Source organism: Microbulbifer thermotolerans (genome assembly GCF_001617625.1).
Classification (GTDB): Bacteria; Pseudomonadota; Gammaproteobacteria; order Pseudomonadales; family Cellvibrionaceae; genus Microbulbifer; species Microbulbifer thermotolerans.
In genome coordinates this window covers 2,194,463-2,208,827 of the sequence record NZ_CP014864.1, presented here as the reverse complement: position 1 = coordinate 2,208,827, position 14,365 = coordinate 2,194,463, and the positions used below count along the sequence as shown (strand labels likewise).

Below are 14,365 nucleotides of genomic sequence, written 5' to 3'. Positions count from 1 at the left end.
GAGCGCCCCGGAATCAACTACAGTGCTTACTCATATTATTCAGTGGCTGCGAGAGGTTCCTTGGCGGCAGCCGCCCGGGCTCGCTGCAGTAGCCGCTCTATGCCGCGTGCTGCCGCCGTGAAACCGAAGGTGCCTGTGACCATGGTGGCGGCGCCAAAACCGCCGCTGCAGTCGAGTTTTACTCCGTCCTGCATAACACTTTTCTGCTGGCAGACACGGCCGTCCGGTTGGGGATAAACCATGGGTTCCCTGGAATAGATCGCGTCGACCCCGAATTGGCGCTTGCTGGACTTTTGAAAGTTGTGGAAGCGATACAAATGGCTGCGCACCTTGGCCAGCATGGGATCGTTGGTCGTCCGGCCCAGGTCGGCGCTGTCGATCAGGCGAGGATCCCGCTTGCCGCCGGCCGAGCCGACCGTAACGAGCCTCAGTTTGCGGGCCTTGCAGTAGGCGATCAGTGCAGCCTTGACCCGAGCTGCGTCTATGGCATCAATGACCACATCGATGGGGCGCCTGTATGGATCGAGCAGCTCGGAGAAATTGTCCGCGGCGATAAACTCTTCTTCCGTGTGTACCTTGATCTCCGGGTTGATCTTGCGGAGCCGCTGCGCCATGACATCCACCTTGATGCGGCCGATGGTGTCGGTGAGAGCGTGACTCTGCCGGTTGCTGTTGGTGATACAGACGTCGTCCAGATCAATCAAAGTGATACGTCCGACGCCACTTCTGGCCAAGGCCTCGGCTGTCCAACTGCCGACGCCACCTACCCCGATCACTACGAAGTGGGCGCTATGCAATATCGGTAGGGCATCTTCACCGTAGAGGCGGGCGATACCGCCAAAGCGTTGCAGGTACTGTTCAGTCAACATCTATCTCTTCCAGAAACCGCGCTAATTCCCCAGGGGATGGCAGTCGGCACTCGTTGCGCTTACCGAACAGGCGGTAGCGGTTGCGGGCCACTGCGTCGTAGACAAAATTCCGCAGTCTTACAGGGAGCCGGCGCAACAGCGTCAAATGGCGCCAAGGGACGGGCAGTTGTGCGAAGATGCGCAATACCGCCTCGCTCTTGTGGTAATCCCGGTAGCCATCTGTGCCCCGTTCCAGCAGTATGACCGTCTCGTAAGTGTCCAGAGGCAGTCCGAGTTGCGCCAGCAATTGTTGGCCGGCGGGGGATTGTACACGGCAAAGGATGAAGATGCCTCTCTTGTCATGCGTGAGGATAAATCGGCTCCACCCATTGCAGAGGTTGCAGAGGCTGTCGAAGAGGATGATTCGGTCCGGAAGTTTCTCGGGCACGGCTGCTTGAGGCCAGTGATTGCGTGCCTTGGAATGCTATCTGGAGACGTATTGCGGAGTAAAGGGCGCGGCGGAATTGCCGCCGCGCAGATGTATCAGTGCACGTGGCCGTGCTCGATCTCTTCCTGGGTGGCCTCGCGTACAGAAATTACCTCGATATCGAAGTGCAGTTCTACTCCGGCCAGGGGATGGTTGCCGTTGATGGTGACGTTGTCACCGTCGATATCGATGATCTCTACTTCGATCGGCTGGCCTTCTGCGCCCTGGGCGTGGAACGCCATCCCAACTTCGAGTTCGTCGACACCGCCGAAGGCGGCGCGCGGCAGTGTTTGGATGAGAGCGGGGTTCTGGGGGCCGTAGGCATCTTCCGGTGGCACTACCGCGGTAAATTTGTCTCCTGCGGATTTGTCCAGCATTTCCTTTTCCAGGCCGGGAATGATGTTGCCCACACCCTGCAGGTATTTGAACGGTTGGCCGCCGGAGGAGGAGTCAATGACTGTACCTTCTGCGTCTTTGAGGGTGTAGTGCATCTCCACTACGGAGTGGTTGGCAATTTTCATGAGAACTCTCTGGAAATGATGACAGGTGGGTTGAATAGCGCTTACCGGATGCGGTAACAAACGGAAGATAAGGCTGTGAAACCACCATTGTATTGAGGGTTCCGCCCAATCGCAAGAGCGGAACCGGCGTTAACAGGCGATGGAAAGGTGCTGCTCACAACGGTCGTAAAGACCGCCCGCGGTTTTCACCAGCTGCTTGCTCAGTTGCCAGGAAAATCCCAGCTCCAACAGGCGCGCTTCTATGTATTCGAGCAGTGCCTCGAACAGGGCGGGATTTAAACCGCGGGCGAGAAAGTTGGCGCGGTGACTGAGCACGGGTTCCGGCTGAGCGGAGAGTGCGTGATTGATAAATTGGGCTTGGCGACTTTGCTGCTTTTTGTGATCGCAGGCTTCGAAAGAGGAGAGCTGGCGGCCGATGACCTGATAGAATTCGCTGACTGTCTGGTTGACAAACTGAGTGCCACCAACCTGATCCAACAGGCATTTCATAAGACTTCCCCCCGGCGAGAAGTTAACTTGGACAAAATTGTTAGTGTTTGCGTTGAGCCGGCAACTGTCGTATGTAAATAATCGCTCGGATTCGCGGCTCCACGGCGGTACCTCTTTATGGGGTGGAGCCTAAGGCATCTGCCCTGTGCTGCCAACGCGCTTTAAGAAAATTGTCATCATGTTCGACGGGTTGTCAGCGAAGGAAAAATAGCGGGTTTAAGGTCTTCGGCGCTGTATTTTTTGCAGCGTTTTTCGGTGATCAGGAAATTCAGTAACTTGGCGTGTAAAGGTGGTGAGTTTTGTAAGCAAGCATGCTGGAAGGCTGTCGTTGGTGGTGTGTGCTTTCCGCTCCTTCGCACAGTGTTTTTACATTGGTTGTGCCACATTGTGCGCCGCTCATTGGATCTACGATACGGTGGCTGCGACGCGCGCCACTCATAACAAACTGTTAGACTCAGCGGTCGAACGTTTTTTTCACAGTTGATACCGAGGTACTGTATGGCGAGCATTTTCACGAAAATTATCAATGGTGAGTTGCCTGGGCATTTCGTCTGGCGCGATGACAAAGCAGTGGCCATTATGACCATTGCTCCGATCAAGCCCGGACATTGTTTGGTGATTCCCGTGCAGGAGGTGGATCATTGGGACGATGTGCCCGCTGATCTGGCAGCCCATCTGATGCAGGTGGCACAGAAGGTGGCCAAGGGACTCAAAGCGGTTTATTCACCGAAGCGGGTGGGGGTTATGGTGGCGGGCTTGGAAGTGCCTCATACCCACCTGCATTTGATTCCGGTGGATGCGCTCGAGGACTTTGACTTTTCCCTACAGAAGCCCACCGAGGCGGAGCAGCTCGCCGCCGAGTCGCAAAAGATTCGTGCCGCTCTCAAAGAGCTGGGGTACGCTGAGGCGGAGTGTGGTTAAGGGAGCGAACGCATCTATCTTAGCGCTTTAGATAGGTCAGGGAGGCTCAGGTGGTGGGATAGGTATCCTATCACCTGAGCTTCTCTCCCGACTGAGGAGTATCTTTATTTCTCCAGAACGAATGAAACAAAAGCTCCCTTTTTTTTGCCAGAGGTGCATCCTATTGCCCCCATTGGCGCGTCTATCACGCATAGCAACAGTAATTTGATGCGAGAGGAAACCATGGCTGTGAACAAGAGTTGTTCATCCCTGCTGATAGCTCTGCTGCTGATTTTCGCAGCCCCCGGTAGGGTCGCCGCAGAGGACGAGACTGCGAGCAAGCGGTTCGACGTGTCGGGCTTTACCCGTATTGCCCTCGAGGGTAGTTCCCAGGTGCAGATTGTCCAGGGGGACCACTATGAAGTGGTGGCCACCGGTCCAGTAGATGCCATGGCCTATGCCAAAGCGGAAGTGCGGGGCGATACATTGGAGCTGTCAGTGGAGGCGGAAAAGAAAAGTTGGTTCGGCGTTATCACGGTCAGCATCGACCCCGGTGTTGAATATCGAGTGACCATGCCGGTAATAGAGGGGGTCAAAGTGGCGGGTTCCGGTGCAGCGCGAGCGGAAACCCTGGAAAGTAAAGATCTGGAATTGCGGGTGACAGGCTCCGGCTCCATCCGGATAGACAAGGTCGCCGCAGAAGCGCTATCCGCCTCGGTGACCGGCTCCGGGGACCTGTCGGCAGGCACCGTTCTTGCGGTGAACGGCCAGGCTGCCATCATGGGATCAGGCGACTTGCGCATGGATAACTTCGTCGGTGAGCAGCTCACCGCCAGTATCAAAGGGTCTGGTGACATGGCGGTCGGTGGACGTGTGGTCGATTTGCAGATCAATCTGATGGGGTCCGGCGACTTCATCGGGCGCCGTTTGCACGCGGATATTGCCGTCGGCTCGGTGATGGGCTCCGGTGATATCGTGATCCGCCGTCCGGCCAAGGATTCCTTTTCGGTCATGGGGTCGGGTGACGTGGCTCTGATTGACTGATTCGGTGCAGCGAATAATTATGGCGCCTGCCATTGAGCTGGTGCCTTTTTTATATCCAGCTGATCACACCAGGACGCATAGTCCTGCCCATCTAGTCCAGACACGGAATTGCAAATGAGCGAGCGCGACGCCAGTTTTGATTCAAGGCGCGGTCGGCGTGTAAAACACAGGCTGCGCCGACTGCACCGCGAGGTGCGAGACAAGTCGCTGTGGGTCGCGGAACGACTGCTGGATCGCCGGGTTTGTGTGGGGATTACCGGCTTGAGCGGTGCCGGAAAATCCACTCTGCTCACCAGCCTCATCTATCAGCTCAGCCATCCACAAAAAGCACAACTGCCAGGATTCGCGCCAGCGCTAAACGGCGATTTACTGGGGGCTGAACTAAAGCCTGCGCTGGATTCCGGTTTACCCCCCTTCGACTATGAACAGTGCCTTGCGGCACTGATGTCACAGCCCCCACGTTGGCCTGAGAGTACGCGGGAAGAATCGGCGATGGAGCTACATATCCATTTGCGTCGTCGCCGGCATCTTACTGGTCGAGACACCAAGACATTGATTCTGGAGCTGCGGGACTACCCCGGTGAGTGGTTGATGGACCTGCCACTACTGCGGATGGACTACAGGGATTGGTGCAGGCATCAAGCCCACCTCATCGGCACAGATAGTCGCGCCGGGCTGGCGCCCCAACTGATATCAGAGTTGGCGGCGCTGGACCCAGGTGCTACCGCTCAACCCGCGCGCCTGGAGGCGCTCTGGCAAGATTATCGTCAATTTCTGCTCGATTGCCGCGGTCAGCGCAAACTTTCCTACCTGCAGCCAGGGCGGGCCCTGCTCGACCGGGAAAACTATGGTCTGGTGCCTATGCTGGACCTCCGAGGTTACAGTTCTGAGCAGCTGGAGGCCTTGTCGGAAGAGACTAACTATCAATTTTTGGCGCAGCGCTACCGAGATTATGTGCGTAAACGGGTGGTGCCTTTCGTCGAGAATCATTTTCGACACTTGGACCGGCAACTGGTGTTGGTGGATATGATCGGGACCCTGTTTGCCGGTGAACAGGCGCTGGACGATATGCGTTTGGCCTTTGATCACATTGCCGATACTTTCCGCTATGGGCAGTCCGGCTTTTTGCGCAAGCTCTGGCGCCCGCGGGTGGATCGTCTGCTGTTTGCCGCCACAAAGGCGGATCAAGTGCTGGCTGCAGACCACGATAACCTGCGGCAGCTGCTTGGCCAGCAACTGCTACAGGCCTTTGCTGGCGCGCGACACCGGGGTCTGCCGCTCTACTGCGAAGCAATAGCCGCTGTGCGCTGTTCTAATGAAGGGGTACGCAATGGACGGCGAATGTTGATGGGGCACGACCTGGAAGGGCGTTACCTGGGGTTTGAAAACGCGGAAATCTGCGCCCAGGTTCCTCGCGATGGCGAGGCGTGGAATCATTACTCCGGCACGGCGCCTCCACAGTTGCGCCCGCCTGCAGGGATGGCCGCTGGCGGTTGTATCCCACATATTCGCGTCGATGCTCTGCTTAATCTGTTGCTGGGAGACAAAGTCTGATGAGTGGCGAACAAAAGCCAAAGCTTCGGCAGACCCGCATTGAACCCTTAGAGGAAGTGGAGAGCGTATCGCGCCATCGGGATTCCACCCGAGTGGAAACATTAGGGGAGGGCGGTGAGGAGCTGCCGCGCTCCATTACTACCGGTGAATCCCTGCCGGATAAGACCTCATTCTCAGAACTGCGTTTGCCACGGTACCGCTTGCGTTTCTGGAAGCCTGCGCTACTTGCGACACTGGGACTGGCCATTGGCGCTGTTGTCTGGGAGTTGCGCGATCTCTACAACTGGGCAGCGGACAAGCATTGGAGCTTGGGGCTGCTTGCCGGAACAGTAATTGCGAGTTTTTGCCTCGTCATTGTTAGTGCGGTGTGGGAGTATTTTAGCGCTGGCAGACCGTTGCGCGAATTACACAAGACCAGGGAGCTGGCCGCGCAATTACGCGACTGCCGCAGTTATGAGGAAACGCTGCCATTTCGTCGTCAATTGCGGGATCATTTCGCCGGTAAACCCCAGGGAGTATTGTTGAGCCGGGTGTTGGAGGAGGCGCCAGACTACTATGACAGCAGCGAACTGCTTCAGCACCTGGAAGTTACTTTTTTAGATGCGCTGGATCAGGAGGCATTGCGCCGCATTGTGCGCCACGGCACCACCACTGGCGCATTGGTGGGGCTGAGCCCTTTTGCCAGTCTCGATATCCTGGTGGCGCTGCGTCAGTCGCTCCGTATGATTGACGATGTGGCACAGATCTACGGTGTGCGCCCTTCACTGGTAGTGCGTTGGCGACTATTTAAGCAGGTGTTGGCACTGGTCGCCTATAGTGGTGCGAGTGAATATGCGGTCAGTGAACTGTGGCCCGAATTAGTCGGTGACAGTGTCCTCAATACCTTGTCTGCGCGTCTGGGGCAGGGTATGGGAGCCAGCCTGTTTATGGCCCGCATCGGCCTGGCTGCTATGCAAAGTTGCAGACCGATCCCCTTTGCTGATAAGTGCCGCCCGCGCCTGGGCACCCTGGCCAAGCGCATAGCAGCGAGCCTTAGTGAACGGGTATTGAGGGGCAAGGGCGATGGCCGTACTGGGGTAGAGTCGGGGGATACTCAACAGGCACCTGCAGGACGCTAGTAAGATCGAACCTCAGGGAATCTCCGATTTGTTTGCGAGAGTGCGGGATTGGTTTGGGATAGTGTCTGGCTCTTTTTGCAGAAGAGCCGTGCGGAACTCAGAGTAGTAAGCGGGCGGCCGGAACTGGCTGCCCGCACGACATTCCGAATTACTGAAACTGCTTTTTCATCAGCATGCGGGTATGGTGCTGATCGATCAACTTGGCTAGCGTTTCATACCGGCGCTTGATAAAAGGTGTCGGGTTGTTATTGCCCGTTTCGTCGGGGTATTCCACGCCTTGCCTGACATGTTGCAACTCCTTGGCCAGAGCGTCTATAGCCGCAAAAATGTCATTGGTGGTCTTTTCACTGTAAAAGAGATAATTCTTCCCTGTATCGAGTAGATAGTCGTTACATTCGCCGAGCCAGGCGGAACGCTGCTCCAGGAAGTGAATAGTGTTGCGAATGCCGCCCTTGTACTCTGGGCTGAAGTGCTCGTTGATGTACTTGCCCAGACTACGCATCCCTGAGTCGATAAACTGTTCGACCAGACCGTCACAGTATTCCTCACTCAGGTAGGACGGGTGGGTTTTGGCATTGCTGACGCTGCTGACCAGCAGCAGACAGGCAAACCAGAGAACTCGCTTGATGTAATTGCTACTGAAGAATCGGGGTTTCATTGTTCTCGCCTACAATTTGTTGTTCTTGCTGGTGGCTATTTTATTCGTTAAAGCACCCTGTTCTCAGAATCAGGTCGCTTTTGTGAAAAACATCACATGGATATCGAAAGCATGGGTAGATGTCAACGGGTATGAGGTAAAAAATTGTCAACTTTGTTCTGACTGCATTTTTATGTGTAATCCGCGCTATCGGGCTGGGTAAAAGAATGGCAATTTGTTGCCGTAAACTATTCGCCGCTCCCGCAAAGCGGGCAGTGGCCGCACTTTGAATAGGAGTGATTTGTGGTTGAGTTTGATTTTGATTTGTTTGTCATCGGCGCGGGTTCAGGTGGTGTACGCGCCGCGCGTATGGCGGCTGCGTCCGGCATGAGGGTGGCGGTGGCGGAAGATCGTTATATGGGCGGTACTTGCGTCAATGTCGGTTGTGTGCCGAAGAAACTGTTTGTCTACGGGAGTAGCTACGGAGAAGCCTTTGAAGATTCCGCCGCCTACGGTTGGTGCAACCGCGGAGCAGAGTTTGAGTGGGAGACCTTGCGCAATAATACCGCCAGCGAGGTTGCGCGCCTAAACGGTATTTACCGCAAGTTGCTGGCAGATGCCGGCGTTGCTGTGATCGAGGGGCGGGCGAGCCTTGAGAGCCCCAATGCCGTAGTAGTAAACCAAAAGCAATATACCGCTGAGCGCATCCTCATTGCCACCGGCAGCTGGCCCTTTGTGCCTGACTTTCCCGGGCGCGAACATGTGATAACGTCCAACGAAGTGTTTTCCATGCCTGAATTTCCGCAGCGCATGCTTGTTGTGGGCGGAGGTTACATAGCGGTGGAGTTTGCCGGAATTTTCGCCGGTCTTGGTGCGAAAACTCATCTCTCTTACCGACGAGACCTTTTTTTGCGCGGCTTTGACGGCGAAATCCGCGCATTTGTGCGCGAGGAAATGCGCAAAAAAGGGGTGCGGCTGCATTTCAACCACCGCATTTGTGCGATAGACAAGCGGGATAATGGCAGTCTTCTAGTACGTGCAGAAGACGGGTCCACATTAGAAGTGGATGCTGTGCTCTACGCTACTGGGCGACAGGCCAATACCAAGGGATTGGGATTGGAAAAACTCGGTGTGGTATTGCACCGGGATGGAACAATATCCGTGGATGATAACTTCCGCACTAGTGTGCACTCTATCTATGCGCTTGGAGATGTCACAGGAGAACCACAACTGACGCCGGTGGCTTTGGCGGAAGCAATGGCGTTGGTTAAACATCTGCGCACTGGGGAGCCAGTGGAGATGGACTATAACAATATTCCCACCGCCGTTTTTTGCCAGCCGAATATCGGCACGGTAGGTCTCTCGGAGGAGGAAGCGCGGGATTCGGGGATCCCTGTGGTCGTCTACAAGTCGGAGTTCAGACCCATGCGTCACACTGTCAGTGGCCGCGACGAACGGACCCTGATGAAGTTAGTGGTGGACTCGAGAGATGACAGGGTTGTGGGGGTTCACATGGTGGGGCAGGACGCTGGAGAAATTATCCAAGGCATGGCGATTGCGCTAAAAGCCGGAGCCACTAAAAAGACGTTTGACCAGACTGTCGGAATTCATCCGACTGCCGCTGAAGAGTTTGTAACCATGCGTACGCCGGCATCTTGATGGGTGCAAAAAAAAGGCGGTGCAACTGCACCGCCTTATCGTCTGATCGTGAGTTATTCAGTTGAACTGAGAGCCTGGTGGCGTTGGGCCTTGCGGCGCTCTGTGCGCTTCTTCAGGCAGCGCTCGGCAGAGGCAAAGGCATCGCTTACCGCGCGATGAATGGATTCGTTTTCACTTGTGATGGTCACTGGGTTACCGCTGACCGCGAGTTCGACGGAGGCCTTGAACTGCTTGCCTTTGGATTTGTGTTGGTGGGGGGCCTCAAGAACGACGCGGCTTCGTATGATGTCGCCACAATAACGTTCCAGCTTATGTAGTTTTTTCGACACGGTGGTGGCTAGAGCTGCTGACCTGTCGATATCCCGGAACACGATGTTATTGTTCGGCGCAGATTTCATGGGCAAATACCTCCGGTTAAAAGAGACCATGCAGGCCGCCTATAGCGGTTTGCAGAAAGAAGGTAGGGCGCCCTTGAGGGAGTGGTAGGAACCGCCTGTGGAAATCGGAGCACCGGGAACGCAACGAATTTTTGCTGACTGAACAGCTGAGGGTGTTTTACGTCCGGGCCGGCTTCCGCCGGGTTCACTGATCTCCTCCCTGATACCCATAATGCGCCCGTGTAAAAAAAAATCAAGCACCTGGAAGGTAAAATGTCACAAAAACTTAGTAGAGCTGTTATCGCTGTGAAATATGACGCTGAAAAACCGGTGGCTGTAAGCCGAATGTGAATGAATCGGCACCGATCAGTCATTGCCCGGCGGCGGAGCGCTGCGTAAAATTGCGGGCTCGTGCATCGGCTGATCGTCCGGCTGTGCAAAATTTGATCTGCGCATGATTTTTCTATGGACATCACAAAACCAAGTAACAGGTTCTCTATTATGGCGGTAACGAGGTATCGCTCGCTGCTTTTGGCGGGTCTTCTAGCTCTTGGAAGCGCGGTAGCTGTGGCGCAAACACAGGCATCCCTGACGGCGGAGCAAAACCGCTTGGCGCGAATGGAGCAGTCACTGGAAAACCGGCGTGTCGAAGTCGAGGATATTGAAAACGAATTACTTTCCTACGAGTACAAGCTCGAGAAAGCCAGAGAGGCTTTGGACAAAGCCCAGCAGAAATTCGAGGAAAGCCGCCGGGAGCTGCAGCAGGCGGAGCTGGCACATCAACAGCAGGCCAACTCGGATACGGAGCGGGCGCTGAATAAGGCCAAGCATGCTTTCGCGATGGCGGAGAGAGGCGTCGACAGCCGGACCCGCAGGGTAGAGTTCATTCAGTCCAACTACGATGAGCTGCAGGGGCAACTGGAAGCGGGGCGCAAGGCGATCGCGCAGACAGAGGGGCGCCTTGCTGCTCAAAAAGAGAAAGTTGATCAGATGATCAATGCCATGCTTGCGAAAGTTGATACCGCAGAGCGTAAGTCCGCTCCGGTCCGCAGTGCACCTCCGGTGAAAAAACCGCCGTTGCCAGCACCGAAACCCGTGGCTGCCAATACAGATGCGGCGAAAGAGGCTGACATCTCTAAGGGGGCGGCAGAGCGCGAAGTGGACCCGGAGCTGCTCGATTACGTTAAGCGCGAGCGTGCCCGTATGGAGAAGCTGCTGGCAGACGGAAAAGAGGGCAAGCATACTTTCCGCTCCCTTGAGTTAAAGCCAGCCAAAGGGGACCCCATTCCCTTTGAGTTTCTCGGTCATAACCAGTACCGTCTGGTAGCGCCTGTAGAGGCGGGTCGGCAGACATATAAAATCAACACCTGGAAGTTTCGCCGCACAATTCCGGCCGATGACGACGGTGAACGCTACGTATTTATATTCGATGGACGGCGCCTTTCCCGGCCGCGCTTGGTAATGTATCCCGAGTATGTGTTGCCTTATCTGGATAAGTGATTAGCTTCTTTTCTCCAAGGCCCGCTGAGTGCGGGCCTTTTTGTGTTTGGGCTAACGCTTGACGGCAATAGTCTTGGGGGCGGGCTCTGATGTTTCCCCGTGAGTGCTGTATAACTGACTCGGGGCGCTCAGGCAAAAGTATTGCTGTTTGGAAGCGGCTTTGTATTTGGCGGTGTCGAAATCTCCTCCCATCACCAGCGCTTCTCATGTGGGCGCGAAGCATCTTGGATTGTGAGCAGATAAATCGGCCAGAGGCTTCCTAACTTTTATCGGCTTCCCTCTAGCTCGATAGCGAATAATGACGAGTATCGGCTTCCAGCTTGGGATGTGTGGCTTTTATAGAGCGTTATATTGCCCAGCGACACTGTGATATTCAGTACCTGCGGGCTCAACTCGGCAAAACCATTGCGACTGCGAGCCAGGGTGAAATGAGGTCGGAAGGCGGCCGATTCGGGTTTCATGTCCAGGCTCAGCATCAGCTGTCGGCACGTTTCGTGCATTCGTTGTAGGTCTGGATTGTTTGCGAGTTCGGCAGCGAGTCCGGGGGAGTGCGGGTGTGGGAAGGAGGCTATCGAGTTTATTTGGCCACAACAGGCGGGCAGATAGGAGCCAATCTGCGTCAGTTGTTCCCGGATAAGGGGGATTAGTTTGTCGGGGGTTGCTCCGAGGAAGGCCAGCGTCAGGTGGCGGTTTTCAGGCTTAGTCCAGCGAACCTGCTTGCATTTTTTCGTTCCTAGTTGTTGCCGGCACTGCTCCACTAGTTCATCAAGCCGCTGCTGTGTGTCTTGGTCCGGACGGACACCGATGAACAAGCGCGATATTCCCTTATCCAATTCTTTTGTTTTTTTTTGCATTTTTCCTCTCTCGCCACTTGAAACTCTATTGTTAGGCCTTATCTATATGGCATGGGAGGCAGGCTCTGCATAGAGGTGTCTCTCAAACCGCCCGGTCTTTAGACGGGCACAACGTAAATATTGCTCTGAATTGAGGATATGACAATGCGAACTCTCGATTTTTCTCCCCTCTACCGCTCCGCAATTGGCTTTGACCGTATGGCAAATCTGCTCGATGCAATGCTTACCAGTGAGCAGAAGCAGCCGACCTATCCCCCTTATGATATAGAACTGACAGGGGAGGATAGCTACCGTATCACCATGGCAGTGGCCGGTTTCGAGCAATCGGAATTGGATATTCAAGTGGAGCAGAACCGCCTGACCGTAAGTGGTAAAAAGGCAGAGGAAAAGCAACAGCGCAACTACCTGCACCGCGGCATCGCCGCGCGCAATTTTGAACGGCGCTTTCAGCTTGCCGATCATGTTAAAGTGACCGATGCGAAACTTGCCAATGGGCTGTTACATATCGAACTGGTGCGCGAAATTCCGGAAGCAATGAAGCCGCGCAAGATTGAAATTACCGAGGGCAACCTGTTGCAGCACAATGACCAGGACAGAAAGGCCGAGGCTGCCGCCTGATTTGGCCGACCATTGCCCGCTGTGCCGCCAACCGGCGGCACAGTTTTATCACCGTGACAGATCTCGCGATTACCTCCAATGTAAGCGTTGTGCACTGGTTTTTGTGCCTTCAGAATTTCATCTGCCTCCGGAACAGGAGCGGGCCTATTACGATCTTCATGAGAACTCCCTACAGGACCAAGGTTATCGGCGTTTTTTGAGCCGCTGCGCAAATCCGCTCGTGGCAGAATTGCGGCCCGGCAGTGAAGGACTGGACTTTGGTTGTGGCCCCGCGCCGCTTTTGGCGCGAATGCTCGAAGAGGCAGGGCATCGAGTGGCGCTGTATGATGCGTACTATATGCCGAATCCCGCGGTGATGCGGAAACCCTATGATTTTATTGTTTCCACGGAGGTGGTGGAGCACCTTGCGTCACCGGGAGCAGAATTGCAGCGCTTGTGGGGCTGCCTCAAGCCCGGAGGACTGTTGGCACTGATGACCAAGCTGGTTATTTCGCCTGAGCGCTTTACCACTTGGCACTATATTCGCGATCCCACACATATCTGTTTTTTCAGTGCGCACACTTTCCGCTGGCTGGCGGATTGGCTGTCGGCAGAACTAAATTTCGTTGCCAGTGATGTGATTTTTTTGCGCAAAAAATTTCCGGGCTAAACACAATATGCATGCGGGTCGGCTAGGTCGGGTCCCATCACTTGTGTTCCTGGCGTAGGTGGGAGTCTCCTCACGTCTCCAGAGCGAATGTATCAGAGATATATTTTGTGTCCGCTCGTCAAGTATCCACCCGAAAGAGCTTTGCGCGTACAGTGGTGCGGTATTCACTCGGTGTGGTGGAGAGGAATTTTTTGAAGAGCGCGGTAAAATGCCCCATATCCTGGTAGCCCACCTTTTCCGCAATCTCGTTTACCGAGAGATTGGTTGATTGCAGCAGCTCTCGCGCCATATCTACACGTACATTTTGCAGATACTGGAGTGGCGTCTGTCCAGTGGCGAGTTTAAAGCGGCGGTTGAAAGAGCGCACGCTCATCTCAAATCGCTTGGCGACAGTGCTCAGGCGAATATCCTCGCTGCAGTGCTCCTTGAGCCAGGTTTGTGCTTGGATAATGTCTTCGTCGGGGTGTAGCTGTACTGCGCCCTCTGAATAAGCGATTTCCTCAAAAGGACGCCGTATTTCGTGGGAGAAATTGCGTTCAACATGGCTGGCGACCGCGGGGCCGTACAATTGGCGGATCAAGTAGACGGTGACATCTGCCAGCGCGTTGACGCTCGCGGCGCAGAAAAGCTTGTCGGCCCGGGTAATAAAGTATTGGCGCTTCAGCTTGATTTGCGGATAGTCTGTGGCAAAGCGCTCGAAGTAGTGCCAGTGTGTAGTGGCGGGTTTACCGTCGAGCAATCCGGCCTCGGCGAGAAAGCAGACACCGGTGCCTACCGCACTGATGGCTGCGCCCGCCTCCGCCTGGTCGCGAAGCCACTTCAGCAACGGTCCGCTGCGTTTGAGTGCGGGGCGTGGATTGCGCCACAGGGCGGGAATATAGATGAGGTCACTGTCCGGTGTGTTTGCCAGAGGCGCGTCCGGAGTAAACGAGAAGCCGGAACTGGTGGTGACTGGTTTTCCGTCTTGGCTGGTGGTAACCAGTCGCATTGCAGGGCCTTCGCCCTCGACACGGGCGCGGCTCTCGGCGCCACGCAGCATTTCCAGTGGCAACACCGTGCCAGTGGCGAGCATCTGGTCTATCAACAGGAAGGTGACTGTACGCATTACAT

Annotated in this window: 16 protein-coding genes; 8 read left to right on the top strand and 8 right to left on the bottom strand. The window is 55.3% G+C overall.

The genetic code is table 11. The features are described from left to right. Positions 1-35 precede the first annotated feature (35 nt). The 4 genes from tcdA to A3224_RS09290 all read right to left on the bottom strand — a co-directional run bounded on the left by tcdA (position 36) and on the right by A3224_RS09290 (position 2,345). On the bottom strand, positions 36-869 hold the full coding sequence (gene tcdA / locus A3224_RS09305; RefSeq protein WP_067153681.1) for a tRNA cyclic N6-threonylcarbamoyladenosine(37) synthase TcdA: 834 nt from the start codon (positions 867-869) through the stop codon (positions 36-38). Next, positions 859-1,296, bottom strand: a complete 438-nt coding sequence (locus A3224_RS09300) for a thiol-disulfide oxidoreductase DCC family protein (RefSeq protein ID WP_067153679.1) — start codon at positions 1,294-1,296, stop codon at positions 859-861. The genes tcdA and A3224_RS09300 overlap by 11 nt, the downstream gene beginning before the upstream one ends. 95 nt (positions 1,297-1,391) lie before the next feature. Continuing rightward, on the bottom strand, positions 1,392-1,856 hold the full coding sequence (locus A3224_RS09295; RefSeq protein WP_067153677.1) for an FKBP-type peptidyl-prolyl cis-trans isomerase: 465 nt from the start codon (positions 1,854-1,856) through the stop codon (positions 1,392-1,394). A 129-nt stretch (positions 1,857-1,985) separates the two neighbouring features. Then, the gene (locus A3224_RS09290; RefSeq protein ID WP_067153675.1) at positions 1,986-2,345 is read right to left on the bottom strand and encodes a globin family protein; all 360 of its coding nucleotides are present in this window, start codon (positions 2,343-2,345) and stop codon (positions 1,986-1,988) included. A gap of 498 nt (positions 2,346-2,843) precedes the next feature. Here A3224_RS09290 and A3224_RS09285 point away from each other — a divergent pair, with 498 nt between their 5' ends. The 4 genes from A3224_RS09285 to A3224_RS09270 all read left to right on the top strand — a co-directional run bounded on the left by A3224_RS09285 (position 2,844) and on the right by A3224_RS09270 (position 6,961). After that, a complete protein-coding gene (locus A3224_RS09285) occupies positions 2,844-3,266 on the top strand; it encodes an HIT family protein (RefSeq protein WP_067153673.1) in 423 nt (140 codons plus the stop codon). Between the two features lie 222 nt (positions 3,267-3,488). Further along, on the top strand, positions 3,489-4,289 hold the full coding sequence (locus A3224_RS09280) for a GIN domain-containing protein (RefSeq protein WP_156481458.1): 801 nt from the start codon (positions 3,489-3,491) through the stop codon (positions 4,287-4,289). A 114-nt stretch (positions 4,290-4,403) separates the two neighbouring features. Continuing rightward, a complete protein-coding gene (locus A3224_RS09275) occupies positions 4,404-5,843 on the top strand; it encodes a YcjX family protein (protein ID WP_067153670.1) in 1,440 nt (479 codons plus the stop codon). Then, complete coding sequence (locus A3224_RS09270; protein ID WP_067153668.1) at positions 5,843-6,961, top strand: TIGR01620 family protein; 1,119 nt, start codon at positions 5,843-5,845, stop codon at positions 6,959-6,961. Before A3224_RS09275 ends, A3224_RS09270 begins: the two co-directional genes overlap by 1 nt. Before the next feature lie 148 nt (positions 6,962-7,109). Here the strand turns inward: A3224_RS09270 and A3224_RS09265 are convergent, their stop codons facing one another. After that, positions 7,110-7,619, bottom strand: a complete 510-nt coding sequence (locus A3224_RS09265; protein WP_067153666.1) for a hypothetical protein — start codon at positions 7,617-7,619, stop codon at positions 7,110-7,112. 282 nt (positions 7,620-7,901) lie between these two features. Between A3224_RS09265 and gorA the strand changes: the two genes are divergently transcribed. Continuing rightward, entirely contained in the window at positions 7,902-9,257 is a 1,356-nt protein-coding gene (gene gorA, locus A3224_RS09260; RefSeq protein WP_067153664.1) for a glutathione-disulfide reductase, read from the top strand. Positions 9,258-9,310: 53 nt separating this feature from the next. Here gorA and hpf read toward each other — a convergent pair whose 3' ends face one another. After that, on the bottom strand, positions 9,311-9,655 hold the full coding sequence (gene hpf, locus A3224_RS09255) for a ribosome hibernation-promoting factor, HPF/YfiA family (protein ID WP_067153662.1): 345 nt from the start codon (positions 9,653-9,655) through the stop codon (positions 9,311-9,313). A gap of 546 nt (positions 9,656-10,201) precedes the next feature. Between hpf and A3224_RS09250 the strand changes: the two genes are divergently transcribed. Then, positions 10,202-11,134 carry a coiled-coil domain-containing protein gene (locus A3224_RS09250; RefSeq protein ID WP_067153660.1) on the top strand — a complete coding sequence of 311 codons (933 nt, stop codon included), beginning with the start codon at positions 10,202-10,204 and terminating at the stop codon, positions 11,132-11,134. Between the two features lie 266 nt (positions 11,135-11,400). On the opposite strand, the gene thpR is transcribed toward A3224_RS09250, so the two are convergent. Further along, entirely contained in the window at positions 11,401-11,988 is a 588-nt protein-coding gene (thpR, locus tag A3224_RS09245) for an RNA 2',3'-cyclic phosphodiesterase (protein ID WP_067153658.1), read from the bottom strand. Positions 11,989-12,132: 144 nt separating this feature from the next. On the opposite strand from thpR, the gene A3224_RS09240 reads away from it, so the two are divergent. Both A3224_RS09240 and A3224_RS17265 read left to right on the top strand, forming a co-directional pair. After that, the gene (locus tag A3224_RS09240) at positions 12,133-12,606 is read left to right on the top strand and encodes an Hsp20 family protein (RefSeq protein WP_067153656.1); all 474 of its coding nucleotides are present in this window, start codon (positions 12,133-12,135) and stop codon (positions 12,604-12,606) included. 220 nt (positions 12,607-12,826) lie between these two features. After that, positions 12,827-13,255, top strand: coding sequence for a class I SAM-dependent methyltransferase (locus tag A3224_RS17265; RefSeq protein WP_231902336.1), 429 nt, complete (start codon positions 12,827-12,829; stop codon positions 13,253-13,255). 118 nt (positions 13,256-13,373) lie between these two features. Here the strand turns inward: A3224_RS17265 and A3224_RS09230 are convergent, their stop codons facing one another. Next, on the bottom strand, positions 13,374-14,360 hold the full coding sequence (locus A3224_RS09230; RefSeq protein ID WP_067153652.1) for a GlxA family transcriptional regulator: 987 nt from the start codon (positions 14,358-14,360) through the stop codon (positions 13,374-13,376). Positions 14,361-14,365: the final 5 nt, after the last annotated feature.

Excerpts from the sequence above, each read along its gene's own strand:
- A3224_RS09280 (WP_156481458.1), top strand. The coding sequence starts at position 3,489 with ATGGCTGTGAACAAGAGTTGTTCATCCCTGCTGATAGCTCTGCTGCTG.
- A3224_RS09295 (WP_067153677.1), bottom strand. The coding sequence starts at position 1,856 with ATGAAAATTGCCAACCACTCCGTAGTGGAGATGCACTACACCCTCAAA.
- A3224_RS09270 (WP_067153668.1), top strand. The coding sequence starts at position 5,843 with ATGAGTGGCGAACAAAAGCCAAAGCTTCGGCAGACCCGCATTGAACCC.
- A3224_RS09275 (WP_067153670.1), top strand. The coding sequence starts at position 4,404 with ATGAGCGAGCGCGACGCCAGTTTTGATTCAAGGCGCGGTCGGCGTGTA.
- tcdA (WP_067153681.1), bottom strand. The coding sequence starts at position 869 with ATGTTGACTGAACAGTACCTGCAACGCTTTGGCGGTATCGCCCGCCTC.
- A3224_RS09230 (WP_067153652.1), bottom strand. The coding sequence starts at position 14,360 with ATGCGTACAGTCACCTTCCTGTTGATAGACCAGATGCTCGCCACTGGC.
- A3224_RS09240 (WP_067153656.1), top strand. The coding sequence starts at position 12,133 with ATGCGAACTCTCGATTTTTCTCCCCTCTACCGCTCCGCAATTGGCTTT.
- A3224_RS09285 (WP_067153673.1), top strand. The coding sequence starts at position 2,844 with ATGGCGAGCATTTTCACGAAAATTATCAATGGTGAGTTGCCTGGGCAT.
- A3224_RS09290 (WP_067153675.1), bottom strand. The coding sequence starts at position 2,345 with ATGAAATGCCTGTTGGATCAGGTTGGTGGCACTCAGTTTGTCAACCAG.
- hpf (WP_067153662.1), bottom strand. The coding sequence starts at position 9,655 with ATGAAATCTGCGCCGAACAATAACATCGTGTTCCGGGATATCGACAGG.
- thpR (WP_067153658.1), bottom strand. The coding sequence starts at position 11,988 with ATGCAAAAAAAAACAAAAGAATTGGATAAGGGAATATCGCGCTTGTTC.
- A3224_RS09265 (WP_067153666.1), bottom strand. The coding sequence starts at position 7,619 with ATGAAACCCCGATTCTTCAGTAGCAATTACATCAAGCGAGTTCTCTGG.